The sequence below is a fragment of the Halomonas lysinitropha genome (assembly GCF_902500215.1).
In the GTDB taxonomy this organism is placed as follows: Bacteria; Pseudomonadota; Gammaproteobacteria; order Pseudomonadales; family Halomonadaceae; genus Halomonas; species Halomonas lysinitropha.
Genome location: NZ_CABVOU010000016.1, coordinates 128,999 through 149,733, shown reverse-complemented (window position 1 = coordinate 149,733; position 20,735 = coordinate 128,999). Strand labels below are relative to the sequence as shown.

Below are 20,735 nucleotides of genomic sequence, written 5' to 3'. Positions count from 1 at the left end.
CCGACAAGCGCCCACATGAATTACCTGATCGATTGTTAAAGAGCGGCTCCGGGCTCTCATCGAGAGGGGAGCGTCTCGCGTGCTGTCGTGGCCGGCTCAGTGAGCGGCGCCGCCAGCGCCCTGCGAGGAAGGCGTATTCTACGTGATCGGCGGTCGATGTCAACCCTGCGAAGCGTTCCGTGGAACCGTTCCGGGTCAGCGACCTGCCATCGAGATGGCGACCGATCGAGGCCTCGAGAGGCCCTGTCGCGAGAGAGCGTATTCTACCGATGCTGACGTGTCCGTCAAGCGGGAATTTCGCGAACCTCTCGAAAAACCCCAGTAGAAACAACCGCTTCTGCGACATTCACCGCTGGTAACGTGTGCCCGTTGCCGGCAGCGGATGCGTACTCTACGGAACTTCCCGGGACCGCGCAAGAGCGTCAGGAAGAAAAATGTCGCGGTGATGATGGCCAAGTGAACAATGGATGACGACCCGGCCGTCCACAGCCCCTTGGCGCCGACCGCCTGTGGATGACATGGCCCGCCGGCAAAGACGACGACGCCCGCTCGAGGCGGGCGTCGCTGGGGAGACTTGCCGAGAGGTGTCAGGCGATGGTCACCCGGGCATAACGTTTCTTGCCTGCCTGGATAACATAGCTGCGTCCGCACTCCAGCATATAATCGCGCTGAACCACGTCACCATCCACCCTGACCCGGCCGTTACCCAGCATGTCCTTGGCCTGGGCGCTGTTGTTGGCCAGTCCCGAGCGGTTCAGCACCGCCGCGATAGGCGCCTGGGCACTACCCTCGAAATCGACCTCTATCTCGGGCAGGTCTTCGGGCAGCTCCCCCTCGGCCAGCTGGTTGCCGGCACTGCGATGGGCGTTGGCCGCCGCCTCCTCGCCGTGATAGCGACCGATCAGCTCGCGTGCCAGGATCATCTTGATGTCACGGGGGTTGGCGCCTGCCTCGACATCGCGCCTGAGCGCCTCGAACTCCTCGTTGGGCTTCAGCGAGAGCAGCTCGAAATACCGCCAGATCAGGCTGTCGGGCATGGAGACCAGCTTGTTGAACATCACCCCCGGTGGCTCGTCGACCCCGACATAGTTACCCAGAGACTTGGACATTTTCTGCACACCGTCCAGCCCCTCCAGCAGCGGCATGGTGATCACGACCTGGGGCGCCTGGCCGAAGTGTTTCTGGATCTCGCGGCCCATCAACAGGTTGAACTTCTGGTCGGTGCCGCCGAGCTCAACGTCGGCCTCCAGCGCCACGGAGTCGTAGCCCTGCACCAACGGATAGAGGAACTCGTGAATGGAGATGGGCTGAGCGGCGCTGTAGCGTTTGTCGAAGTCGTCGCGCTCGAGCATGCGCGCCACGGTGCTCTGGCCGGCCAGCTCGATCATGTCGGCCGCGCTCATGGCGGAGAACCATTCGGCATTGAAGCGCACTTCGGTCTTCTCGGGGTCAAGGATCTTGAACACCTGCTCCTTGTAGGTCTGGGCGTTGGCCTTGACCTCCTCCTCGGTGAGCGGCTTGCGCGTCACGTTCTTCCCGGTGGGGTCACCGATGCGGCCGGTAAAGTCGCCGATCAGGAAGATGACCTCGTGGCCCAAGTCCTGAAACTGACGCATCTTGGTCAGCAAGACACTGTGTCCCAGGTGCAGGTCCGGCGCGGTGGGGTCAAAGCCTGCCTTGATGCGCAACCTGCGCCCGGACTCCAGCTTCCTGACCAGCTCCTCCTCGAGCAGAATCTCGTGGGTGCCACGTTTCAGCAGCGCCAGGGCGCCAGCAACATCGGTCATTGTCTCCTCTCCACTCAGCAGGCGGCCCGCAACCCCGCGGGCACTCGATAGTCGAATGGGCGAGGATGTTACCATGTCCAGCCATCCACGGTTGAGCCCGTCAGGGAGTCCCCATGAGCCTCTTCATTGGCCTGATGTCAGGCACCAGCCTCGACGGTATCGATGCCGCCCTCGTCGAGATCCGCGAGGAGGGCACACCGCGCCTGATCGCCACCCAGGACACGCCGATGCCCGAGACGCTACGCGACCTGCTGTGGCGGTTCTGTCATGCCGACCGAGTAGCCTTCAGAGAACTGGCGGCCGCCGAGGACGCCTTTTGCCACCTGCAGGCCGAGGCCGTCGAAGCGCTGCTCGCCTCGAGTGGAATGGCGAGAGCCTCCATCATGGCCATCGGCAGCCATGGGCAGACCATTGAGCACGCTCCCCTGGGCCACGATGGCGGCCCGGCCTATACGCTGCAGCTCGACAACCCTAGCCTGCTGGCTGAGCTCACCGGCTGCCCGGTGGTGGCCGACTTCCGGCGGCGCGACCTGGCCGCCGGCGGGCAGGCTGCCCCCCTGGCGCCGGCCTTCCATGAGGCGCTGTTTCGGGCACCCGGTGAATGGCGCCTGGTGCTCAACCTGGGCGGCTTCGCCAACCTCACCCTGCTGCCGCCCACCGAGGACGAACGGGCCCCGCTGGGCTTCGACACCGGCCCGGCCAATGCCCTGCTGGATGCCTGGCATGCCCGGCATCGTGGGGATCGCTACGATGCCGGCGGGGCCTGGGCGGCCTCGGGGCGGGTTGACGAGGCGCTGCTGGAGCGCTTACTGGCAGAGCCCTACTTCCACCTGCCTCCGCCCCGCAGCACCGGCCGCGAGCGCTTCCACCTGGACTGGCTGAAAGGACACCTGCGGGGCGGAGAGGCACCACAGGATGTCCAGGCCACACTGGCGGAACTGACCGCCGCCAGCGTAGCTCTCGGCGTGGAGATGGCCAGGGAGCGCCTCGGTGCCCCAACGGCCGCGCTGCTGGTGCCCTGCGGCGGCGGCGCCCACAACCCGGACCTCCTGTCCCGTCTGGCCCGACGGCTACCCGAGACGCCTCTACTTCCGGGAGATGACTGGGGCTGGCCCGCTGACTGGCTGGAAGCCGGCGCCTTCGCCTGGCTGGCGTGGCGGCGACTGGCCGGATTGCCCGGCAACCTGCCCTCGGTGACGGGTGCCGCCGGTTCCCGGGTGCTGGGCGGGGTCTATGCGCCCTAGAAATCGTCCTCGCCACGCAGCGACAGATGGCTGGCCGCATCCCTGGCCCCGGCCACCCCTTCGCTGTCTTCATCGCCGTACTTGATCATCATGCGCAGGTCATTGGCCGAATCGGCATGAACCAACGCCACTTCCTCGGTGATCTTGCCGGCCTTGAAGAGATCGAAAAGCGCCTGATCGAAAGTCTGCATGCCGAGATCCCGCGAGCGGGTCATGACGTTCTTGATCTCGGAGACCTCCCCCTTACGCACCAGGTCCCCGATCAATGGCGACTTGAGCATGATCTCGATGGCCGGACAGCGTCCGCCATCCACGGTAGGCAGCAGCTGTTGTGCCACGATGGCCCTCAGGTTGAGGGAGAGATCGAGCCACACCTGGGCATGCCGCTCGATGGGAAAGAAGTTGATGATTCGATCCAGGGCCTGGTTGGCGTTGTTGGCGTGTAGCGTGGCCAGGCAAAGGTGGCCAGTCTCGGCAAAGGTCAGAGCGTGCTCCATGGTCTCCCGGGTACGCACCTCGCCGATCAGAATCACGTCCGGTGCCTGGCGCAGGGTGTTTTTCAGCGCCACCTCGAAGGATTCGGTGTCGATGCCGACCTCGCGCTGATTGATGATCGCCTTGCGGTGCGGATGCACGTACTCGATGGGATCCTCGACGCTGATGATGTGCCCCCCCAGGGTCTCGTTGCGCTGCTGGATCATCGACGCCAGGGTGGTCGACTTACCGGTACCGGTCCCCCCGACCACAAACACCAGGCCGCGCTTGTTGTTGGCCAACTCACCGAGCGTGGAGGGCAACGACAGCTCCTCCAGGTGGGGAATCTCGAAGCCGATGCGCCGGATCACCATGGCCATCTGGTTGCGCTGCTGAAAGGCACTGACGCGGAAGCGGCCCTTGTCCTTGAGGCTCAGCGCGAAGTTGGCCTCGTGCTCGAGCCGGAAGCGTTCCAGCAACATTTCGGGAATCGAGGCACCGACCAGTTCGGTGACCTGCGCCACGCTGAGCCCCTGGTCGCCCAGGGGGGTGAGCTGGCCGGCCATCTTGAGGGTCGGCGGCGCATTGACTGAAATCAGCAGATCCGACGCCTCCTTCTGCACCATGATGTCCAGCAGCTGGTAAAGCCACTCTTTTGCCGTCATCTCCCTGCTCCTTGTGGTGGTTGTCGCTTCCTCAGCTCGCCAACACGCCCTTGGCCTTCGCCTGGGCCTCTTCACGTGCCACCGTGTTGTCCGTCACCAGGCGTGCCAGCGAGGCATCCAGGGTCTGCATGCCCAGGTTGCCACCGGTCTGGATCGCCGAGTAGATCTGCGCCACCTTGTCCTCGCGGATCAGGTTACGCACCGCGGCGGTGGCCACGAGGATCTCGTGGGCCGCCACCCGTCCACCCCCCTGACGCTTGAGCAGAGCCTGAGAAATGACCGCCTGCAATGACTCGGAGAGCATCGACCGCACCATGGACTTTTCATCACCGGGAAACACATCGATGATCCGGTCGATGGTCTTGGCCGCGGAGGTGGTATGCAGGGTGCCGAATACCAGGTGGCCAGTCTCGGCAGCGGTGAGGGCGAGCCGGATTGTCTCCAGGTCGCGCAGCTCGCCGACCAGAATGATATCGGGGTCCTCGCGCAGGGCGCTGCGCAGTGCCGGGGCGAAGCCATGGGTATCGCGGTGCACCTCGCGCTGGTTGACCAGGCAGCGCTTGCTGCGATGGACGAACTCCACCGGGTCCTCGATGGTGAGAATATGCTCGAAGCGGTTGTCGTTGATGTAGTCGATCATCGCCGCCAGCGTAGTGCTCTTGCCCGAGCCGGTAGGGCCGGTGACCAGCACCAGGCCACGAGGCAGCATGGAGAGCTGACGGAAGACCTGGCCCATGCCCAGGTCCTCCAGAGTCAGCACCTCGGTAGGGATCGTCCGGAAGACGGCGCCCGCGCCGCGCCCCTGATTGAAGACGTTGACGCGGAAGCGCGAAACACCCGGCACCTCGAAGGAAAAGTCGGTCTCGAAGAACTCTTCGTAGTCGCGGCGCTGTCGGTCCGCCATGATGTCGTAGATCAGCTTGCGGACCTCACGGTCCTCCATGGCCGGCACGTTGAGCCGGCGGATGTCGCCATCGACACGGATCATCGGCGGTAGACCCGCCGAAAGGTGGAGGTCCGAGGCCTTCTGCTTTGCCGAGAAAGCCAGCAGTTCGGTAATATCCATGCGTTTCCCCTGCTCCCGGGATAAGGTTTCCTTCAGTATGACCAGTATGACAGACACTCAGACATGACGGACCTGGTACTTTCCGAGTCATTGGCCGCTGCTCGCACCCGCCTCGCCGAGGCGTTGAATGCCACCGAGCGGCCCGCCGATGCTGCCCGACTGCTGGCCGTCAGCAAGACCAAGCCCGCCGCCATGATCCGCGAGGCCTGGCACCTCGGCCAGCGCGAGTTCGGAGAGAACTATGTGCAGGAGGCCCTGGACAAGCAGGCCGAGCTGACGGAGCTGGATCCTATCGTCTGGCATTTCATCGGTCCCCTGCAATCCAACAAGACCCGCGAGGTCGCCGAGCACTTCTCCTGGGTGCATAGCGTAGACCGTGAGAAGATCGCCAGGCGCCTGAATGATCAACGCCCCGAGGCGCTCGGCCCACTGAACATCTGCTTGCAGGTCAATATCAGCGAGGAGACGAGCAAGTCCGGCGTTTCCCTCGAAGCACTGCCCGCCCTCGCCGAGGCAATTCTGGCGATGCCGGCCCTGCGCCTGCGCGGGCTGATGACGATCCCCGCGCCGGCCGAGGGGCGGGAGGCCCAGCGTGTGCCCTTCGCGCGGCTCCGCGAGGCCTTCGAGGCGCTCCGCGAGCGCTTCCCCGAGGCGCCACTTGACACCCTCTCGATGGGTATGTCCGCCGACCTGGAGGCCGCCGTTCAGGAAGGCGCCACCCTGGTGCGGCTGGGCACCGCTATCTTCGGTGAGCGCAATACCCGTTAACCCTCGCCGGCCGCCGGCCGAGGTACTCCACCACTAAGAAGGACAGATCCCATGGCCAGCAAAGTCACCTTCATCGGCGCCGGCAACATGGCCGGCGCCATCATCGGTGGGATGATCGAAAGCGGCGTCTCACCCGACGACATCATGGCCACCTCGCCCAGCGACGACATCCTCGCCCCGCTGCGCGAACGGCTGAGCATCCACACCGCGACCGACAATGCAGCAGCGGTCGCCGAGTCGGATGTGGTGGTGCTGGCGGTCAAGCCGCAGATCATGCGCGAGGTCTGCGAGAAGATGCGCGACGCCGTCCAGGCGCGCCGGCCACTGATCGTCTCGGTGGCGGCCGGACTGCCCGCCGAGACCCTGGAACACTGGCTCGGCGGCGACCTTCCCCTGGTACGCTGCATGCCCAACACTCCCGCACTGGTCGGTGCCGGGGCCGCCGGGCTCTACGCCAATGCCAACGTGGACGATGCCCAGCGCCGGCTCGCCACCGAGCTGATGGAGGCCGTAGGCCTGGTGGAATGGGTCGACGACGAGGCCCTGCTCGATGCGGTCACCGCCGTCTCGGGCAGTGCCCCGGCCTACTTCTTCCTGATGTTCGAGGCCATGGAGGAGACTGGCGTAAAGCTGGGCCTGCCCGCCGACACCGCACGGCGACTGGCCATGCAGACTGCCCTGGGAGCGGCGAAGATGGCGCTCTCGAGTGATAAGCTTCCCGGCGAGCTCAAGCGCAACGTCATGTCGCCCGGCGGCACCACGGAGCGCGCCGTCGAACACCTCGAGGAGGCCGGCCTGCGTCGCATCATGGCCGAGGCGATGACCGCCTGTGCCGACCGCGCCTCCGAGATGGCGGACGAACTCGGCAAGCGCTGAGACTCAGACCAGCACGCACGCGGGCTGACACGACGACGATTCAAGGACATGGAGGAGCCCCGATGGGCAGTCAACTGGGAAGCGCCGGCCTGCTGCTGGTGAACACCCTGATCAACATCTATATCTTCCTGCTGATGCTGCGTTTCCTGCTGCAGGCATCCCGGGCCGACTACTACAACCCCATCAGCCAGTCGGTGGTGAAGATCACCCAGCCGGCGGTACGTCCCTTCCAGAGCTTCCTGGGACCGGTGATGGGACGCTTCGACCTGGCCACCCTGGCCACGGCCTTGGTCATCAAGGCGATCAGCATCATCGTGATTCTGCAAATCGCCGGCTTCGGCATGGCACCCATCGCCGGCGTGGCGATCGGCTCGCTGGCCGCCGTTGCCAACGCCATCCTGAAGATCTACTTCTTCGCCCTGATCGTGATGATCATTCTCAGCTGGGTAGCACCCCAGGCCAGCCACCCGGGCGCCCTGCTGGTGATGCAGCTGGTGGAGCCGATCATGTCGCCGGTGCGCAGGGTGATCCCGCCGCTGGGCATGATCGACCTCTCGCCGATCGTGGTGTTCATCGCCATCAGCCTGATCGATGGTATCGTGGTGGGCTCGCTGACCCGTGCCGCCGGCATCGCCGGTGCCCTGGTCGGCCTCTGAGGTCGACCGACACCCACGACTGGACACGACACGACCGATGCCCGAGTTCTCCCCCGATTCGGTCGGCCTGGTGACGCCCGAGACGGCTCACTTCGACGACCCGCTACCCCTGGCCTGTGGCAGGACGCTGCCGGCCTATGACCTGGTATACGAGACCTACGGTGCCCTCAACGCCGAACGCTCCAATGCCATCCTGATCTGTCATGCCCTCTCCGGCCACCACCATGCGGCGGGCTACCACAGGACGGACGAGCGCAAGCCGGGTTGGTGGGACGCCCATATCGGCCCCGGCAAGTCGATCGACACGGACCGCTTCTTCGTGGTTTCGCTGAACAATCTCGGCGGCTGTCATGGCAGCACCGGCCCCACCAGCGCGAACCCGGCGACAGGGCACCAGTGGGGCCCCGACTTCCCGATCATGACGGTAGAAGACTGGGTCCACAGCCAGGCGCGGCTGGCCGACCGGCTGGGCATCGAGCGCTTCGCCGCCGTGATCGGCGGCAGCCTGGGGGGCATGCAGGTCCTCCAGTGGACCCTCGACTATCCCGAGCGAATCGCCAATGCGGTGGTCATCGCGGCGACGCCGAAGCTATCGGCACAGAACATCGCCTTCAACGAGGTGGCGCGCCAGGCAATTCGCTCCGACCGCGACTTCCAGGATGGCTGGTACGCCAACCATGACACGGTGCCGCGCCGCGGCCTCAAGCTCGCCCGCATGGTGGGGCACATCACTTACCTCTCCGAAGATGCCATGGGTAGCAAGTTCGGCCGTGACCTGCGCAGTAACGACCTGAATTTCGGCTACGACGTGGAATTCCAGGTGGAGTCTTACCTGCGCCACCAGGGGGACACCTTTTCCAACTCCTTCGATGCCAACACCTACCTTCTCATGACCAAGGCGCTGGACTACTTCGACCCGGCCGCGGCTCACGGTGGTGATCTGGCCCGGGCCCTGGCGCCCGCCACCTGTCCCTTCCTGGTGGTCAGCTTCTCCACCGACTGGCGCTTCCCGCCCTCGCGCTCCAAGGAGCTGGTCAACGCCCTGATCCGCGCCGACAAGGCGGTCAGCTACGCCAACATCGACTCGCCGCACGGCCACGACGCCTTCCTGATGCCCGAGCCGCGCTACCAGGCGGTCTTCGCCGCCTTCATGAACCGCGTCGCCCGCGACCAGGGCCTGGAGGACCGCCCATGATGCGCGCCGACCTCAAGCTGATTCACGACTGGGTCCCGCAGGGCGCGAGGGTGCTCGACCTGGGCTGCGGGGAGGGCACACTGCTGGCGGCGCTGGCCCGCGACAAGCAGGTCACGGGCTATGGCCTGGAGATCGACCCCGACGGCATCACCGCCTGCCTGGCCAAGGGCGTCAACGTCATCGAGCAGAACCTCGACGAGGGGCTCGCCAACTTCGAGGATGACGCCTGCGACCTGGTGGTCATGACCCAGGCGCTTCAGGCCCTGCGCCGGCCGGACCTGATGCTCGACGAGATGCTGCGCGTCGCCGGGGAGTGCATCATCACCTTCCCCAACTTCGCCTACTGGCGCCATCGCGCCTATCTGGGCTTCAAGGGCTACATGCCGGTGTCCCGGTCGCTGCCCCATGCCTGGTACGACACCCCCAACATCCACCTCTCGACCTTCAACGACTTTGAACGCCTGTGCCGCGACAAGGGTCTGAGCATTGTCGACCGGGCAGTGGGCATCGGCGACCACGAGGGGCACTGGACCTCGCGGTGGTGGCCCAACCTGTTCGGCGAGATCGCTATCTTCCGGGTCGCCCGCCGCGAGGCGTGATGCCGGGAAGGCGCAGGCGAGAGATACCGAACAAGGGGGAACCGACGATGATGCGACATAGCCTGATAGCCCTGGCAGCGGGCCTGGCGCTGCTGTTGACCCTGCCGGCCCAGGCCCAGCAGTACGAACAGGTGGGGAACCACCAGATCCACTACAGCGCCGTGAACACCAGTTTCCTGCCGGAGGAAGTGGCCCGGGAACATGGCATTCAGCGCAGCCGCGTCATGGCCCTGCTCAACGTCAGCGTGATCGAGGAGCTCGAGGATGGCTCGACCCGTCCGGTCTCGGCACCGGTCGACGGTCGAATCGGTGGCCTCGACGGGAGTGACACCCAGCCGCTGTCATTTCGCAGCGTACGTATCGGCGACGCGCCGTCCCAGGTAGCGGTGTTCCGCATACGCGAGGATGAGCCGATGCGCTTCGACCTTCGCGTGCACCACGACCGCAATGCCGAGCCCGCCGAGCTCAGTTTCATCCAACGCTTCTATATCGACCGCTGACCCGCGAGCCTCCCGTTTCCATCGACGGCCACGACCGGACCCACCTCGCGGGTGAATGAAACCGGCAACCGGCGTCCCAGACGGATCGCCACCGGCACGTCGGCTTTACGGATCACGTCGCAGCGCCGCGCCAGCACCTCCACACCAAGGGTCGCCACCTCGCGCAGGCTCGCGGCATAGGCCGGGTCCAGGTGTGCCGCAGGGGCCACGTCCTCGATACCCTCGTGGGCCACGCAGAACAGCAGCACGGCGCGGTGCCCCTGTGCCGCGAGGGCTGCCAGCGCCTCGAGATGGCGGCGGCCCCGCGTGCTCACCGCATCCGGAAAGTAGCCATGGCCATCGGCCTCTCTGAGGGTCACCTGCTTGACTTCGACGAAGGTGGTGCCGCGTTCAGGATCGTCGAGGCGAAAGTCGAGTCTCGCCCCCTCTACCGCGGCCTCGCGCCGGATCGCCGCGTGGCCGGCCAGCTCCTCTACATGCCCCGCACGCAACGCTTCTTCGACGATGCGGTTGGCCCGACCGGTATGCACCGAGGCCGCCGCCATGGTGCCGTCGCCTTGCGGCAGCTCGATCAGCTCCCAGGTCCAGTTCAGCTTGCGGGCCGGGTTGTCGCTGGGCGATAGCCAGACGCGGCACCCCGGCACGTTCACCTCCCGCATCGAGCCGGTATTGGGACAGTGAGCCACCACCTCGCGGCCGCCATCGAGGCGCACATCGGCCAGGAAGCGCTTGTAGCGTCGCAGCAGGGTCCCGGGGACCAGGGCCGGATACTCCATCAGCGACGCGCCAGGAAGCGCTCGAAGCGGGACACGGCCTCTTCCAGCCGCGCCTCGCCGGTGGTGAAGGCAATACGCACATGATGTTCGCCGCCAAGCAGGGCGAAATCAGTGCCCGGGGTGATGGCGACGTTCTCCTCCTCGAGCAGCGCCTGGCAGAAAGCCTCGCTGTCGTCGCTGTAGCGGGAGATATCGAGCCACAGATAGAAGGCCCCCTGGGGCGGCAGGGAGGGGGCCAGCCCCAGGCGAGAGAGACCTTCCAGCAGGGCATCACGGCGGCGCTCGAGCTCGCTGCGGCGGGTCTCGAGGATATCCCGGCATTCAGGCGAGAAGGCGGCGAGGGCCGCATGCTGGGCCGGGGTGGAAGCCGCCAGGAAGACGTTCTGGGCCAGCCGGGCGAGGGGCTCCACCGCCGCCTCGGGCGCCAGCAGCCAGCCCAGGCGCCAGCCGGTCATGCCGAAGTACTTGGAGAAGCTATTGACCACGAAGGCGTCCGCGGTGATCGAGGCCACCGAGAGCGGCGCAAAATCGTAGCAGAGCCCCTGGTAGATTTCGTCCACCAGCAGGTGGCCACCACGCGCCGCCACCGTTTCGACCACCGCCGAGAGCTGGCCGGCATCGAGCATATGGCCGGTGGGGTTCGAGGGCGTGGCGAGCATTGCCAGGCGAGTCTCGTCGCGCCAGTGAGCGTCGACGAGCCCCGCATCCAGTTGCCAGCCGCTGGCCGGGCCCACCGGCACGGCGTCCACCTCGGCACCGGCCAGAGCCATGAAATGGCGATTGCAGGGGTAATTGGGGTCGGCCATCAGCACCCGGTCACCCGGGCCGGCCAGCAGCTGACTGGCCAGCAGCAGCGCCCCGGAGGCGCCGGGCGTGACCAGGATCCGCCGCGGATCTACCCTGGTGCCGAAGTGCTCGGCATAGTGATCAGCGATGGCTTCACGTAGTGCCGGCAGCCCCGCCGCCGGCGTGTAACGCGTATGACCGGCGGACAGGGCAGCATGGCCAGCCTCGATAACCGGCCCGGGGGTCGGGAAATCGGGCTCACCGACCTCCAGGTGGATGACATCGTGCCCGGCGGCTTCGCGGGCCTGAGCCGTCTCCAGCAGGCTCATCACGCGGAAGGGGGCGATACGCTCGACGCGCGAATTCCAGGACATGCACGGCTCCTCTAGACACATCGCGGCACGACGGGCATCTTCCCGCGGCCGGGAGTAAAATCGGCATGTTACGACTTTTGGCGTGCAAGCGCAGTCCTGACGGTGGAAGAGGTTGCACGACCTTAGTTTTTGCGCTAAACAAGCACCCCTTTGGCGTGAGATACCAGGCATCACGACGGGTATTGATCAGTAGTCACTCAAGTAACGAGGCAATCCCATGCCAGTAGCTGAAAAGAAGATGGATGCTCCCAAGAAATTCACCCCGTACGAGCCGGCGCCGGGTGAAGAGTACATGAACGACAAGCAGCTGGAGCACTTCCGACAGATCCTGCTGGGCTGGAAACAGGAGCTCATGGAAGAAGTCGACCGCACCGTGCGCCACCTGCAGGAGGAGGCAAACAACTATGCCGACCCTGCCGATCGAGCCACCCAGGAGGAAGGCTTCAACCTAGAGCTGCGCACCCGTGATCGCGAACGCAAGCTGCTCAAGAAGATCAACGAGACGCTCGAGAAGATCGACGAGGACGAATACGGCTTCTGCGAGGCGTGCGGCGTCGAAATCGGGATTCGTCGGCTCGAGGCACGGCCCACCGCGACCCTGTGCGTGGACTGCAAGACCCTGGCCGAGCTCAAGGAAAAACAGCTGGGCGGCTGAGTCAGCCATGCCGATCTCCGTGATCCCACCCCGCGACGGGCACCCCAGGGTGCCCGTTTGCGTATCGGCCCTGAACGACAGGGAGTATCGATGAGCCGCTACCGTGGACGCTTTGCGCCAACTCCCTCGGGACCCCTGCACTTCGGCTCCCTGGTGGCGGCTCTGGCCAGCTTCCTGGATGCCCGCCAAGCGAGAGGCGCGTGGTGGCTGCGCATCGAGGACATCGATCCGCCGCGTTGCCCCACCGGGGCCGCCGACACCATCCTGCGCCAGCTCGAGGCCTTCGGCCTCCACTGGGACGGTCCGGTACTCTGGCAGCATGAGCGAAACGACGCCTATGCCGCAGCCCTGGAACGCCTCAAGGATCTGGGGCTCGCCTATCCCTGTAGCTGCTCACGAAAGCAGTGGCGCGACTACGCCGTCTACCCCGGCTGGTGTCGGCAAGGGGTGCAGGAACCCGGCAAGCCGGTAGCCTGGCGACTGCGCAGCGACCTGGGCCTGCGTCCGGTGGTGTGGCAGGACCGCCTGTTCGGCGAGCAGCGTCTCGATCCGGCCGAACTCGGCGACGTGGTACTCCAGCGCAAGGACGGTCTCTGGGCCTACCAGCTCGCCGTGGTGGTCGACGACGCCGATCAGGGCATCAGCGACGTGGTGCGCGGCGTCGACCTGCTCGACAATACCCCCTGGCAGCGCCAGCTGCAGCACGCCCTGGGCGCCCCCCAACCGCGCTACCTGCACCTGCCGCTGATCATCGGCGAGGACGGCCAGAAGCTCTCCAAGCAGAACCTCGCACCAGCCCTGCCGGAGCAGGACGATGCGGTGCGCCCGCTGCTGCATGCGGCCCTGGCCACACTGGATCAGGCCCCGCCCCGGGAGCTTGCCACGGCACCGGTGGCAGAGCAGCTGCGCTGGGCCGTGGACCACTGGGAGATCGCCCGGCTGCGCGCCGAGCCTCACTGCCAGGCCGGCAGCGTCGCGCCCTGAGAGGAGCCTCTCATGTACGTCTATCGCATCATGCTCTTCCTGGTCTTTGGCGGCTACCTGCTCTCCCCGCTATTGATGAGTGGCTGGGCCAGTCCCGAGGTAGCCTGGTATCGCCCCTTCGTCATCTGGGGGGTGCTGATCGCCCTGACCCTGTGGCTGGAGCAGAAGAGAAAACTCGATGAACGCTAGCCTCGGCGGCTTGCTGGCCCTCGGCAGCGGCTACCTGCTGCTGCTGTTCCTGGGGGCCCTGGCGATAGAGCGGCAGTGGATTCCCACGCGCATCGCCCGCCATCCTGTTGTCTACACCCTGGCGCTAGGGGTCTATGCCAGCGCCTGGGCGATCTACGGCAGCCTGGAGCTTGCCGGCAATGCCGGTTACGGCTACCTCGCCTACTACCTGGGCGTGGCCGGTGCCTTCCTGCTCGCTCCGGTCCTGCTGGTGCCGATCCAGCGCATGACCCGCACCTACCAGCTGGCCTCGCTGGCCGATCTCTTCGCCTTCCGCTTCCGCTCACGCTGGGTCGGCACCCTGATCACCCTGATCAGCCTCTTGGCCGTGCTGCCCCTGCTGGCCCTCCAGGTGCAGACCCTGGGCGACACCATCGCTCTGCTGACCGGCACCGCCAGACCGGCCCTGCTGGCCCTGCTGTTCTGCGCACTGATCGCGCTGTTCGCCATCCTCTTCGGCGCCCGCCACACCCGGCTCCACGCCCGCCACGACACCCTGCTCGCGGTCATCGCCCTGGAGTCTCTCGTCAAGCTCACCGCCATGCTGACACTGGGGGCCTTCGCGCTGTTCGTGGTCTTCGACGGCCCCGCGGACCTCCAGGCCTGGCTGGACGGGCCGGGGCGCGCGGCGCAGCTCGGCATTGCCCAGCTCGACCCGGCCCAGTGGCGCACCCTGCTGCTGCTTTTCTTCGCCGCGGCCTTCCTGATGCCGCACATGTTCCACATCACCTTCGCCGAGACCCTCTCGCGGCGCACCCTCCTCCAGGCGGCCTGGTCGCTGCCGCTGTTCCTGCTGCTGATGGCGCTGCCCGTCCCCCTCATCCTCTGGGCCTCCCAGCGTCTGGGCGTCGATGCCGGCGGTCTCGGCACCGCCTACCTGGCCTACGGACTCTCCGAGTCGCTGTGGCTCCAGGGAGTGGTGTTCATCGCCGGCCTGGCGGCCACCAGCGGCACCATGATCATCATCTCCCTGGCGCTGTCGGGGATGATCCTCAACCACCTGGTGCTGGTTGCCCACCCCCCGGTGGACCAGCCGGACCTCTATCGCTGGTTGCGCTGGCTGCGCCGCGCCCTGATCGTGGCGGTGATCCTCGGCGGCTGGCTCTTCTACCGCCTGGTGGGCGTGAACCATGATCTCACCACCCTGGGACTGGCCGCCTTCATCGGCATCGCCCAGTTCTTGCCGGGCATGCTCGCGCTGCTCTACTGGCCGGGGGCCAACCGCAAGGGGATGGTCAGCGGGCTGACGGCAGGCGGGCTCGTATGGCTCGCCGGCACCTGGGTGCCACTGCTCAGCGACATCCCGGCCCTGGTGCTGCTGCCGCCGGGCCTCGAGGTACTGGCCGGCGAGCCCGTCTGGTACGTGGTGACCCTGGTCTCGCTGGCGGCCAATATCCTGACCCTCATCCTGGTGTCGCTGATCACGCCAACCTCCGCCGGCGAGAGGGCCGCGGCCGAGGCCTGCTCGGTGGATGCGGTGATCCGCCCCAAGCGCCTGCCGCTGGTGGCCGGGAACGGCGAGGAATTCAAACACCATCTGGCCCGCGCCCTGGGAGAGGAGGTCGCCAGCCGAGAGGTCGACCGCGCCCTGACCGACCTGGGCCTGTCGCCGCTGGATGGCCGCCCCTACGCCCTGCGCCGGCTGCGCGACCGCATCCAGGCCAACCTCTCGGGACTGATGGGCCCCTCGGTGGCACAGGACATCGTCGACCGCTACCTGCCCTATCGCCGCGGTGGCCTGGAGCCCAATGATGACGTCCAATTCGTCGAGAGCCGCCTGGAGGCCTATCGCACCCGGCTCACCGGCCTGGCCCGGGAACTCGACGGCCTGCGCCGCTACCACCGCCGTATCCTCACACGGCTGCCGGTGGGGCTGTGCGCCTTCGGCGCCGACGACGAGCTGCTGATGTGGAACGACGCCCTCGCCGAGCTTTCCGGCATCGAAGGCAACAGTGTGATCGGGGCCCGCCGCGATGGCCTGCCCCCACCCTGGGAAGCCCTGCTGGGACGCGTGCTCCTCGAGCACCACGATCACCTCTACAAGCAGCCGGTGACACTGGACGGCACCACTCGCTACCTGAGCCTGCACAAGGCCGCGCTCGAGGTCGACGAGGAGGTGCGCGGCGGTACCGTGATCCTGGTGGAGGACCACAGCGAAATGAAGTGGCTGGAGGACGAACTCGTGCATGCCGCCCGGTTGGCCTCCATCGGCCAGCTGGCGGCGGGCGTGGCCCACGAGATCGGCAACCCCGTCACCGGCATCTCCTCGCTGGCCCAGAATCTACGCTACGATACCGACGACCCGGAGGTACTGGAGAGCGCCACTCAGATCCAGCAGCTGACCGACCGCATCACGCGCATCGTCGAGTCGCTGGTCGGCTTCGCCCATGGCGGCCGCCACGTGACCGGCCAACCCTTCGCGCCGGTACCGCTGGCCAACCTGATCGACGAGGCCCTGCACTTGATCCACCTCGCCCGCTCGAGGGAGGATATTCACTATCACAATCGCTGCCCGGCGGGCCTCGAGGTCAAGGGAGATGCCCAACGGCTGCTGCAGGTAATGGTCAACCTGCTCGGCAATGCCCGCGACGCCAGCGCCCCGGGCGGCGAAGTCACCATCGATGCCGCCCCTCAGGACGGGTGGCTTCATGTCACCGTCACCGACCAGGGCCACGGCATAGATGAATGGGTGCGCGACCACCTGTTCGAGCCCTTCACCACCACCAAGCCGCCCGGTGAGGGCACGGGCCTCGGCCTGCCGCTGGTTTATAGCATCATTGCCGAGCATGGCGGCCAGATCGATATCGACTCCCCGCCCCCCGGGCAGGCCAAGGGCACCCGCATCAATCTGTGGCTGCCCCTCAACCCAGAGCATGGTGAATGCACCGATGAGCCGGATCCTGATCGTTGAAGACGAAGCCATCATCCGCAGCGCCCTGAAGCGGCTGCTGGAGCGCCACGACCACCGGGTCAGTGAGGCCGGTTCGGTGGCCGAGGCACTGGCGCTCGACCCCCAGGGCTTCGACCTGGTGATCAGCGACCTGAGACTCCCCGGCGAGCCCGGCACAGAGCTGATTGCCCGCGCCAACCCCGTCCCGGTGCTGATCATGACCAGCTATGCCAGCATGCGCTCGGCGGTGGAGGCGCTAAAGCTCGGGGCCGTGGACTATGTGGCCAAGCCCTTCGACCACGACGAGCTGCTCGAGACCGTGGCCCGGGTCCTGCACCGTCAGGCCTCCCTGCAGGGCGAGCCGCCCGACATCACCGAGCCCGGCGGTACCCGCCAGCCGATGATCGGCAACTGTCCTGCCATGCAGGTGGTCTACACGCGCATCCGCAAGGCGGCACCCGCCGATGTCACCGTGCTGATCCAGGGCGAGTCGGGCACCGGCAAGGAGCTGGTCGCCCGTGCCCTGCACCAGCAGAGCCGCCGCGCCCAGGCGCCGCTGATCTGTGTCAATTGCGCCGCCATCCCCGAGACACTCATCGAGTCGGAGCTGTTCGGGCACGAGAAGGGCGCCTTCACCGGCGCCAGTGCCTCGCGCACCGGGCTGGTCGAGGCCGCCGATGGCGGCACCCTCTTCCTCGATGAGATCGGCGAACTGCCGCTCGACGCCCAGGCACGCCTGTTGCGAGTACTGCAGGAGGGCGAGATCCGCAAGATCGGCTCCGTGGAAACCCGCCATGTCGACGTACGCCTGATCGCCGCCACCCACCGCGACCTGCGGAGCCTGTCGAAGACCGGCGAATTTCGCCTCGATCTCTACTACCGCCTCAACGTGATGCAGATCGACCTGCCGGCCCTGCGCGAGCGCGAGGACGATATCCTCGAAATCGCCGACGTGCTCCTGGAGAAAGCCTGTCGACGCCATGCGCGCGCCGGGCTGCGCCTCTCGCGGGCCGCCCGGCGCACCATCCGCGACTGCCCCTGGCCAGGTAACGTCCGTGAGCTGGAGAATGCCCTGGAGCGCGGCGTGATCCTCGCCGAGGGCCACCTCATTCATCCCGACGACCTGGGACTCGCGCCGACGCCACAGCCGCCGAGCAGGCCCCGGACGCCAGCGCCAGCCGTGGGCGGCCAGGAAACGCAGGAAACCAGCGGCGGCGAGGACCTCTCCCTGGAGGACTACTTCCAGCACTTCGTGCTTGAGCATCAAGACCAGATGAGCGAGACCGAGCTCGCCCAGAAGCTCGGCATCAGCCGCAAGTGCCTGTGGGAGCGACGACAGCGCCTGGGCATACCACGCAAGAAGAGCCCACGCCGCAACATAGGATAATGCGGCTGGCCATGCGGCCAGGGTGCAAGCACCCGCGACATCATCCGCGGGCGTATCCTTTCCTCTGCTCGTCGCCCGGCCTGCACCATTTGTTACCTTCCCACACAGCCAATGCCTCAAAGCGGGGTCATCCGGGTAACACTCCACTCTCCTTCCAGCATGACAACGCCCCGTTCTTTCTATAATTATCTGTTTTTAAAGACATTACAGTTAACTGGCACACAGGCTGCTACATCTAAGGCAAGAAAAACAAATCCGGACGTCACCCGCTGCCAATAATAACAACAGGCCAGACAGGTGTGACGGGGCCCAACCCGCGAACAACAACAAAATACCCCGGGCCCCACGACTTCGGCGCTTGCCGAGAACAAGAACAGCATCGGCACAGCGCGAGGCCTTCGGGTCCCAACAACAACAAGTTGCTCGAAGCACCGGAGCCATCAGGACGCGACGCACCCGGGTATGGCCGACCAACAATGACAATGGCCGTCGAGGTGCACTACCGGCAACAAGATCAACAAGCCGGTAGGAGGCATATTTCTATGCCGTCGTGGTTGGACTATTGTTTTGAATACGAGACGGTCGCCGTCAGGAGCATCAACAAACACAACAACACCGCTTGCCTGAACACTCCTTGGTGACTGTGGTGCGTATTCAGGGCGATGCGCCATCACGAAGAAAAATCAGCAGCAGGGATGCTGCATTCTGCTTGAACAGGGGAGGCCATTGGCCTCCCCTTTCTATTTCATGACGAACCTCTACACCGTGCCGCGCTTTGCAAGGTGTCAGTGGTCGGCTACACTCAAGCCTTTTCCGCGTCCCGCGAGTCGATATCGCCGCATGATCAAAGGTTTTACCCGCTTTCTGCAGAGCCCGGGCGAGCGCATCAAGTCGCTGTTCGGCCCTCAGGATGCGCCGGCCGCCAGCACCGGCCCGCGCATCATTCCCCGCCAGGAACATCCTGTCTCGCGTCAGCACTTCAGCGACGCCGCCCTCAAGGTGCTCTATCGGCTACACAATGCCGGCTTCCAGGCCTTCCTGGTGGGTGGATGCATCCGTGATGCGCTGCTTGGCCACATGCCTAAGGACTTCGATGTCGCCACCGACGCCACGCCGAATCAAGTCAAGGACCTCTTCCGCAACTCGCGCATCATCGGCCGGCGCTTCCGCATCGTGCATGTCCGCTTCGGCCGCGAGGTGATCGAGGTTACCACCTTCCGTGGCAAGCCCAGCGATGACCACGCCGATCATATCTCCCAGCAATCGAACGATGGCCTGCTGCTGCGCGACAACGTCTGGGGCAATATCGAAGAAGATGCGATACGTCGCGACTTCACCGTCAATGCCCTCTACTACAACATCGCCGACTTCTCGATCCACGACTTCGCCGACGGCGTGCGCGACATCGAGGCCCGTACCCTGCGGCTGATCGGCGACCCGGCCACCCGCTATCGCGAGGACCCGGTCAGGATGCTCAGGGCAGTGCGCTTCGCCGCCAAGCTCGACTTCCATCTCGATCCGGCCACCGAGGCACCCATCCACGACGCCGCGCCGCTGCTGCTGCAGATTCCCCCGGCGCGGCTATTCGACGAGATCCTCAAGCTGTTCATGGCCGGCCAGGGGGTCGCCACCTTCCATCTGCTGCGCGACTACGGGCTCTTCGCGATGCTCTTCCCCGAGGCCGACGAGGCCATGGAGGAGCAGCCCTGGGCCGAACGCCTGGTCGAGCTGGCACTGGAGAGTACCGACCGCCGCATCGCCGAAGACCGTCCGGTCACGCCGGCCTTCCTGTTCGCCGCCCTGCTCTGGGCCCCCGTCCAGCAGCGTCAGGCGATCCTCGAGGGCGATGGTATGCCGCCCATTCCTGCGCTCCAGGCGGCGTCCCAGCAGGTGGTCTCGCGCCAGCTTCAGCACATCTCCATCCCCAAGCGCTTCAGCCTGCCGATGCGCGACATCTGGGACCTGCAGCAGCGCTTGCCGCTGCGACGCGGCAAGCGAGTCTTCCAGACCCGCGAGCACCCCCGCTTCAGAGCCGCCTACGATTTCCTGCTGCTGCGCGAAGGTGCCGGCGAGCTCGAACCCGGCCTGGGTGACTGGTGGACCGCCTTCCAGCAAGCTGACGAGCATGAACAGCGCCGCCTGCTGGGCAAGGTCAGCGCCGACCCGGCCGGCAGCGGCCAGCCGCGCAAGCGTCGCCGACGCCGCAAGAAGCCGCGGGGCCCCGCGAGCGAGACATGAACCATCCGCGGCACCATGTCTGGATCGGCCTGGGCAGCAATCTCGATGGACCGCGGAAACATGTCGAGCGCGCCCTTCGTGAGCTCGACAGCCTCCCTCTGACCCACCGCATCGCCGCTTCGCGGCTCTATGCCAGCACGCCGCTAGGGCCCACCAACCAGCCCGACTACATCAATGCCGTGGCTCAGCTGGAGACACGCCTTTCTCCGCTTGCCCTGCTCGACCAGCTGCAGGCACTGGAACAGCGGCATGGCCGCGTGCGCGGCCAGCGCTGGGGCCCCAGGACTCTAGACCTGGATCTGCTACTCTTCGATGACTACCGGGTCACGCTGCCCCGGTTGACGCTGCCCCACCCGGAGATGGTCCGGCGCGCCTTCGTGCTGGTCCCGTTGGCCGAGCTGGCGCCGACTCGGGTAGTAGAAGGCCACACCCTGGCACAACGGATAGCGAGGCTCGACACCCGAGGCCTTCAGCCAGTGTTACCGCAAGGCTGAAAACGCTCCACACTGTTACCTATCGACACCTTGGCATGATTCAGGTAACAATCGAAGGTTACACGAGGCAGGCCCGCCGGAGGCCTCCCACGA

At 66.0% G+C, this 20,735-nt stretch carries 19 protein-coding genes; 14 read left to right on the top strand and 5 right to left on the bottom strand.

Annotated elements, in window-relative coordinates:
• Positions 1–587 precede the first annotated feature (587 nt).
• Positions 588–1,787 (bottom strand): tyrosine--tRNA ligase, encoded by a 1,200-nt coding sequence (gene tyrS / locus HALO32_RS02685; protein ID WP_151442247.1) that lies wholly within the window; start codon positions 1,785–1,787, stop codon positions 588–590.
• A gap of 113 nt (positions 1,788–1,900) precedes the next feature.
• Between tyrS and HALO32_RS02680 the strand changes: the two genes are divergently transcribed.
• Positions 1,901–3,031 carry an anhydro-N-acetylmuramic acid kinase gene (locus tag HALO32_RS02680; protein WP_151442246.1) on the top strand — a complete coding sequence of 377 codons (1,131 nt, stop codon included), beginning with the start codon at positions 1,901–1,903 and terminating at the stop codon, positions 3,029–3,031.
• Here HALO32_RS02680 and HALO32_RS02675 read toward each other — a convergent pair.
• A complete protein-coding gene (locus HALO32_RS02675) occupies positions 3,028–4,170 on the bottom strand; it encodes a PilT/PilU family type 4a pilus ATPase (RefSeq protein WP_151442245.1) in 1,143 nt (380 codons plus the stop codon). The two genes, HALO32_RS02680 and HALO32_RS02675, sit on opposite strands and share 4 nt — an antisense overlap.
• A gap of 31 nt (positions 4,171–4,201) precedes the next feature.
• Complete coding sequence (locus HALO32_RS02670) at positions 4,202–5,236, bottom strand: type IV pilus twitching motility protein PilT (protein ID WP_151442244.1); 1,035 nt, start codon at positions 5,234–5,236, stop codon at positions 4,202–4,204.
• A 63-nt stretch (positions 5,237–5,299) separates the two neighbouring features.
• Between HALO32_RS02670 and HALO32_RS02665 the strand changes: the two genes are divergently transcribed.
• The 6 genes from HALO32_RS02665 (at position 5,300) to HALO32_RS02640 (ending at position 9,830) form a co-directional block, all read left to right on the top strand.
• Positions 5,300–6,004: a YggS family pyridoxal phosphate-dependent enzyme gene (locus tag HALO32_RS02665; protein ID WP_151442243.1), complete on the top strand. Its 705-nt coding sequence runs from the start codon at positions 5,300–5,302 to the stop codon at positions 6,002–6,004.
• Positions 6,005–6,055: 51 nt separating this feature from the next.
• Positions 6,056–6,880, top strand: a complete 825-nt coding sequence (proC, locus tag HALO32_RS02660) for a pyrroline-5-carboxylate reductase (protein ID WP_151442242.1) — start codon at positions 6,056–6,058, stop codon at positions 6,878–6,880.
• A gap of 62 nt (positions 6,881–6,942) precedes the next feature.
• A complete protein-coding gene (locus HALO32_RS02655) occupies positions 6,943–7,536 on the top strand; it encodes a YggT family protein (RefSeq protein WP_151442241.1) in 594 nt (197 codons plus the stop codon).
• Between the two features lie 37 nt (positions 7,537–7,573).
• Positions 7,574–8,731 (top strand): homoserine O-succinyltransferase MetX, encoded by a 1,158-nt coding sequence (gene metX, locus HALO32_RS02650; protein WP_151442240.1) that lies wholly within the window; start codon positions 7,574–7,576, stop codon positions 8,729–8,731.
• A complete protein-coding gene (gene metW / locus HALO32_RS02645) occupies positions 8,731–9,330 on the top strand; it encodes a methionine biosynthesis protein MetW (protein ID WP_151442253.1) in 600 nt (199 codons plus the stop codon). Before metX ends, metW begins: the two co-directional genes overlap by 1 nt.
• Positions 9,331–9,377: 47 nt before the next feature.
• A complete protein-coding gene (locus tag HALO32_RS02640) occupies positions 9,378–9,830 on the top strand; it encodes a DUF4426 domain-containing protein (RefSeq protein WP_225809677.1) in 453 nt (150 codons plus the stop codon).
• On the opposite strand, the gene sfsA is transcribed toward HALO32_RS02640, so the two are convergent.
• Positions 9,815–10,606, bottom strand: a complete 792-nt coding sequence (sfsA, locus tag HALO32_RS02635; RefSeq protein ID WP_151442239.1) for a DNA/RNA nuclease SfsA — start codon at positions 10,604–10,606, stop codon at positions 9,815–9,817. The two genes, HALO32_RS02640 and sfsA, sit on opposite strands and share 16 nt — an antisense overlap.
• Positions 10,606–11,766: an aminotransferase class I/II-fold pyridoxal phosphate-dependent enzyme gene (locus HALO32_RS02630; RefSeq protein ID WP_151442238.1), complete on the bottom strand. Its 1,161-nt coding sequence runs from the start codon at positions 11,764–11,766 to the stop codon at positions 10,606–10,608. Before HALO32_RS02630 ends, sfsA begins: the two co-directional genes overlap by 1 nt.
• Before the next feature lie 217 nt (positions 11,767–11,983).
• Here HALO32_RS02630 and dksA point away from each other — a divergent pair, with 217 nt between their 5' ends.
• The 7 genes from dksA to folK all read left to right on the top strand — a co-directional run bounded on the left by dksA (position 11,984) and on the right by folK (position 20,642).
• Positions 11,984–12,421 carry an RNA polymerase-binding protein DksA gene (gene dksA / locus HALO32_RS02625; protein ID WP_151442237.1) on the top strand — a complete coding sequence of 146 codons (438 nt, stop codon included), beginning with the start codon at positions 11,984–11,986 and terminating at the stop codon, positions 12,419–12,421.
• Positions 12,422–12,511: 90 nt separating this feature from the next.
• Positions 12,512–13,405: a tRNA glutamyl-Q(34) synthetase GluQRS gene (gluQRS, locus tag HALO32_RS02620; RefSeq protein WP_151442236.1), complete on the top strand. Its 894-nt coding sequence runs from the start codon at positions 12,512–12,514 to the stop codon at positions 13,403–13,405.
• Between the two features lie 12 nt (positions 13,406–13,417).
• The gene (locus HALO32_RS17890; protein ID WP_166644658.1) at positions 13,418–13,594 is read left to right on the top strand and encodes a hypothetical protein; all 177 of its coding nucleotides are present in this window, start codon (positions 13,418–13,420) and stop codon (positions 13,592–13,594) included.
• Entirely contained in the window at positions 13,584–16,544 is a 2,961-nt protein-coding gene (locus tag HALO32_RS02615; RefSeq protein WP_151442235.1) for an ATP-binding protein, read from the top strand. The genes HALO32_RS17890 and HALO32_RS02615 overlap by 11 nt, the downstream gene beginning before the upstream one ends.
• The gene (locus tag HALO32_RS02610; protein WP_151442234.1) at positions 16,522–17,910 is read left to right on the top strand and encodes a sigma-54-dependent transcriptional regulator; all 1,389 of its coding nucleotides are present in this window, start codon (positions 16,522–16,524) and stop codon (positions 17,908–17,910) included. The genes HALO32_RS02615 and HALO32_RS02610 overlap by 23 nt, the downstream gene beginning before the upstream one ends.
• An 840-nt stretch (positions 17,911–18,750) precedes the next feature.
• Positions 18,751–20,148 carry a polynucleotide adenylyltransferase PcnB gene (pcnB, locus tag HALO32_RS02605; RefSeq protein WP_151442233.1) on the top strand — a complete coding sequence of 466 codons (1,398 nt, stop codon included), beginning with the start codon at positions 18,751–18,753 and terminating at the stop codon, positions 20,146–20,148.
• Entirely contained in the window at positions 20,145–20,642 is a 498-nt protein-coding gene (folK, locus tag HALO32_RS02600) for a 2-amino-4-hydroxy-6-hydroxymethyldihydropteridine diphosphokinase (protein WP_151442232.1), read from the top strand. Before pcnB ends, folK begins: the two co-directional genes overlap by 4 nt.
• Positions 20,643–20,735 lie beyond the last annotated feature (93 nt).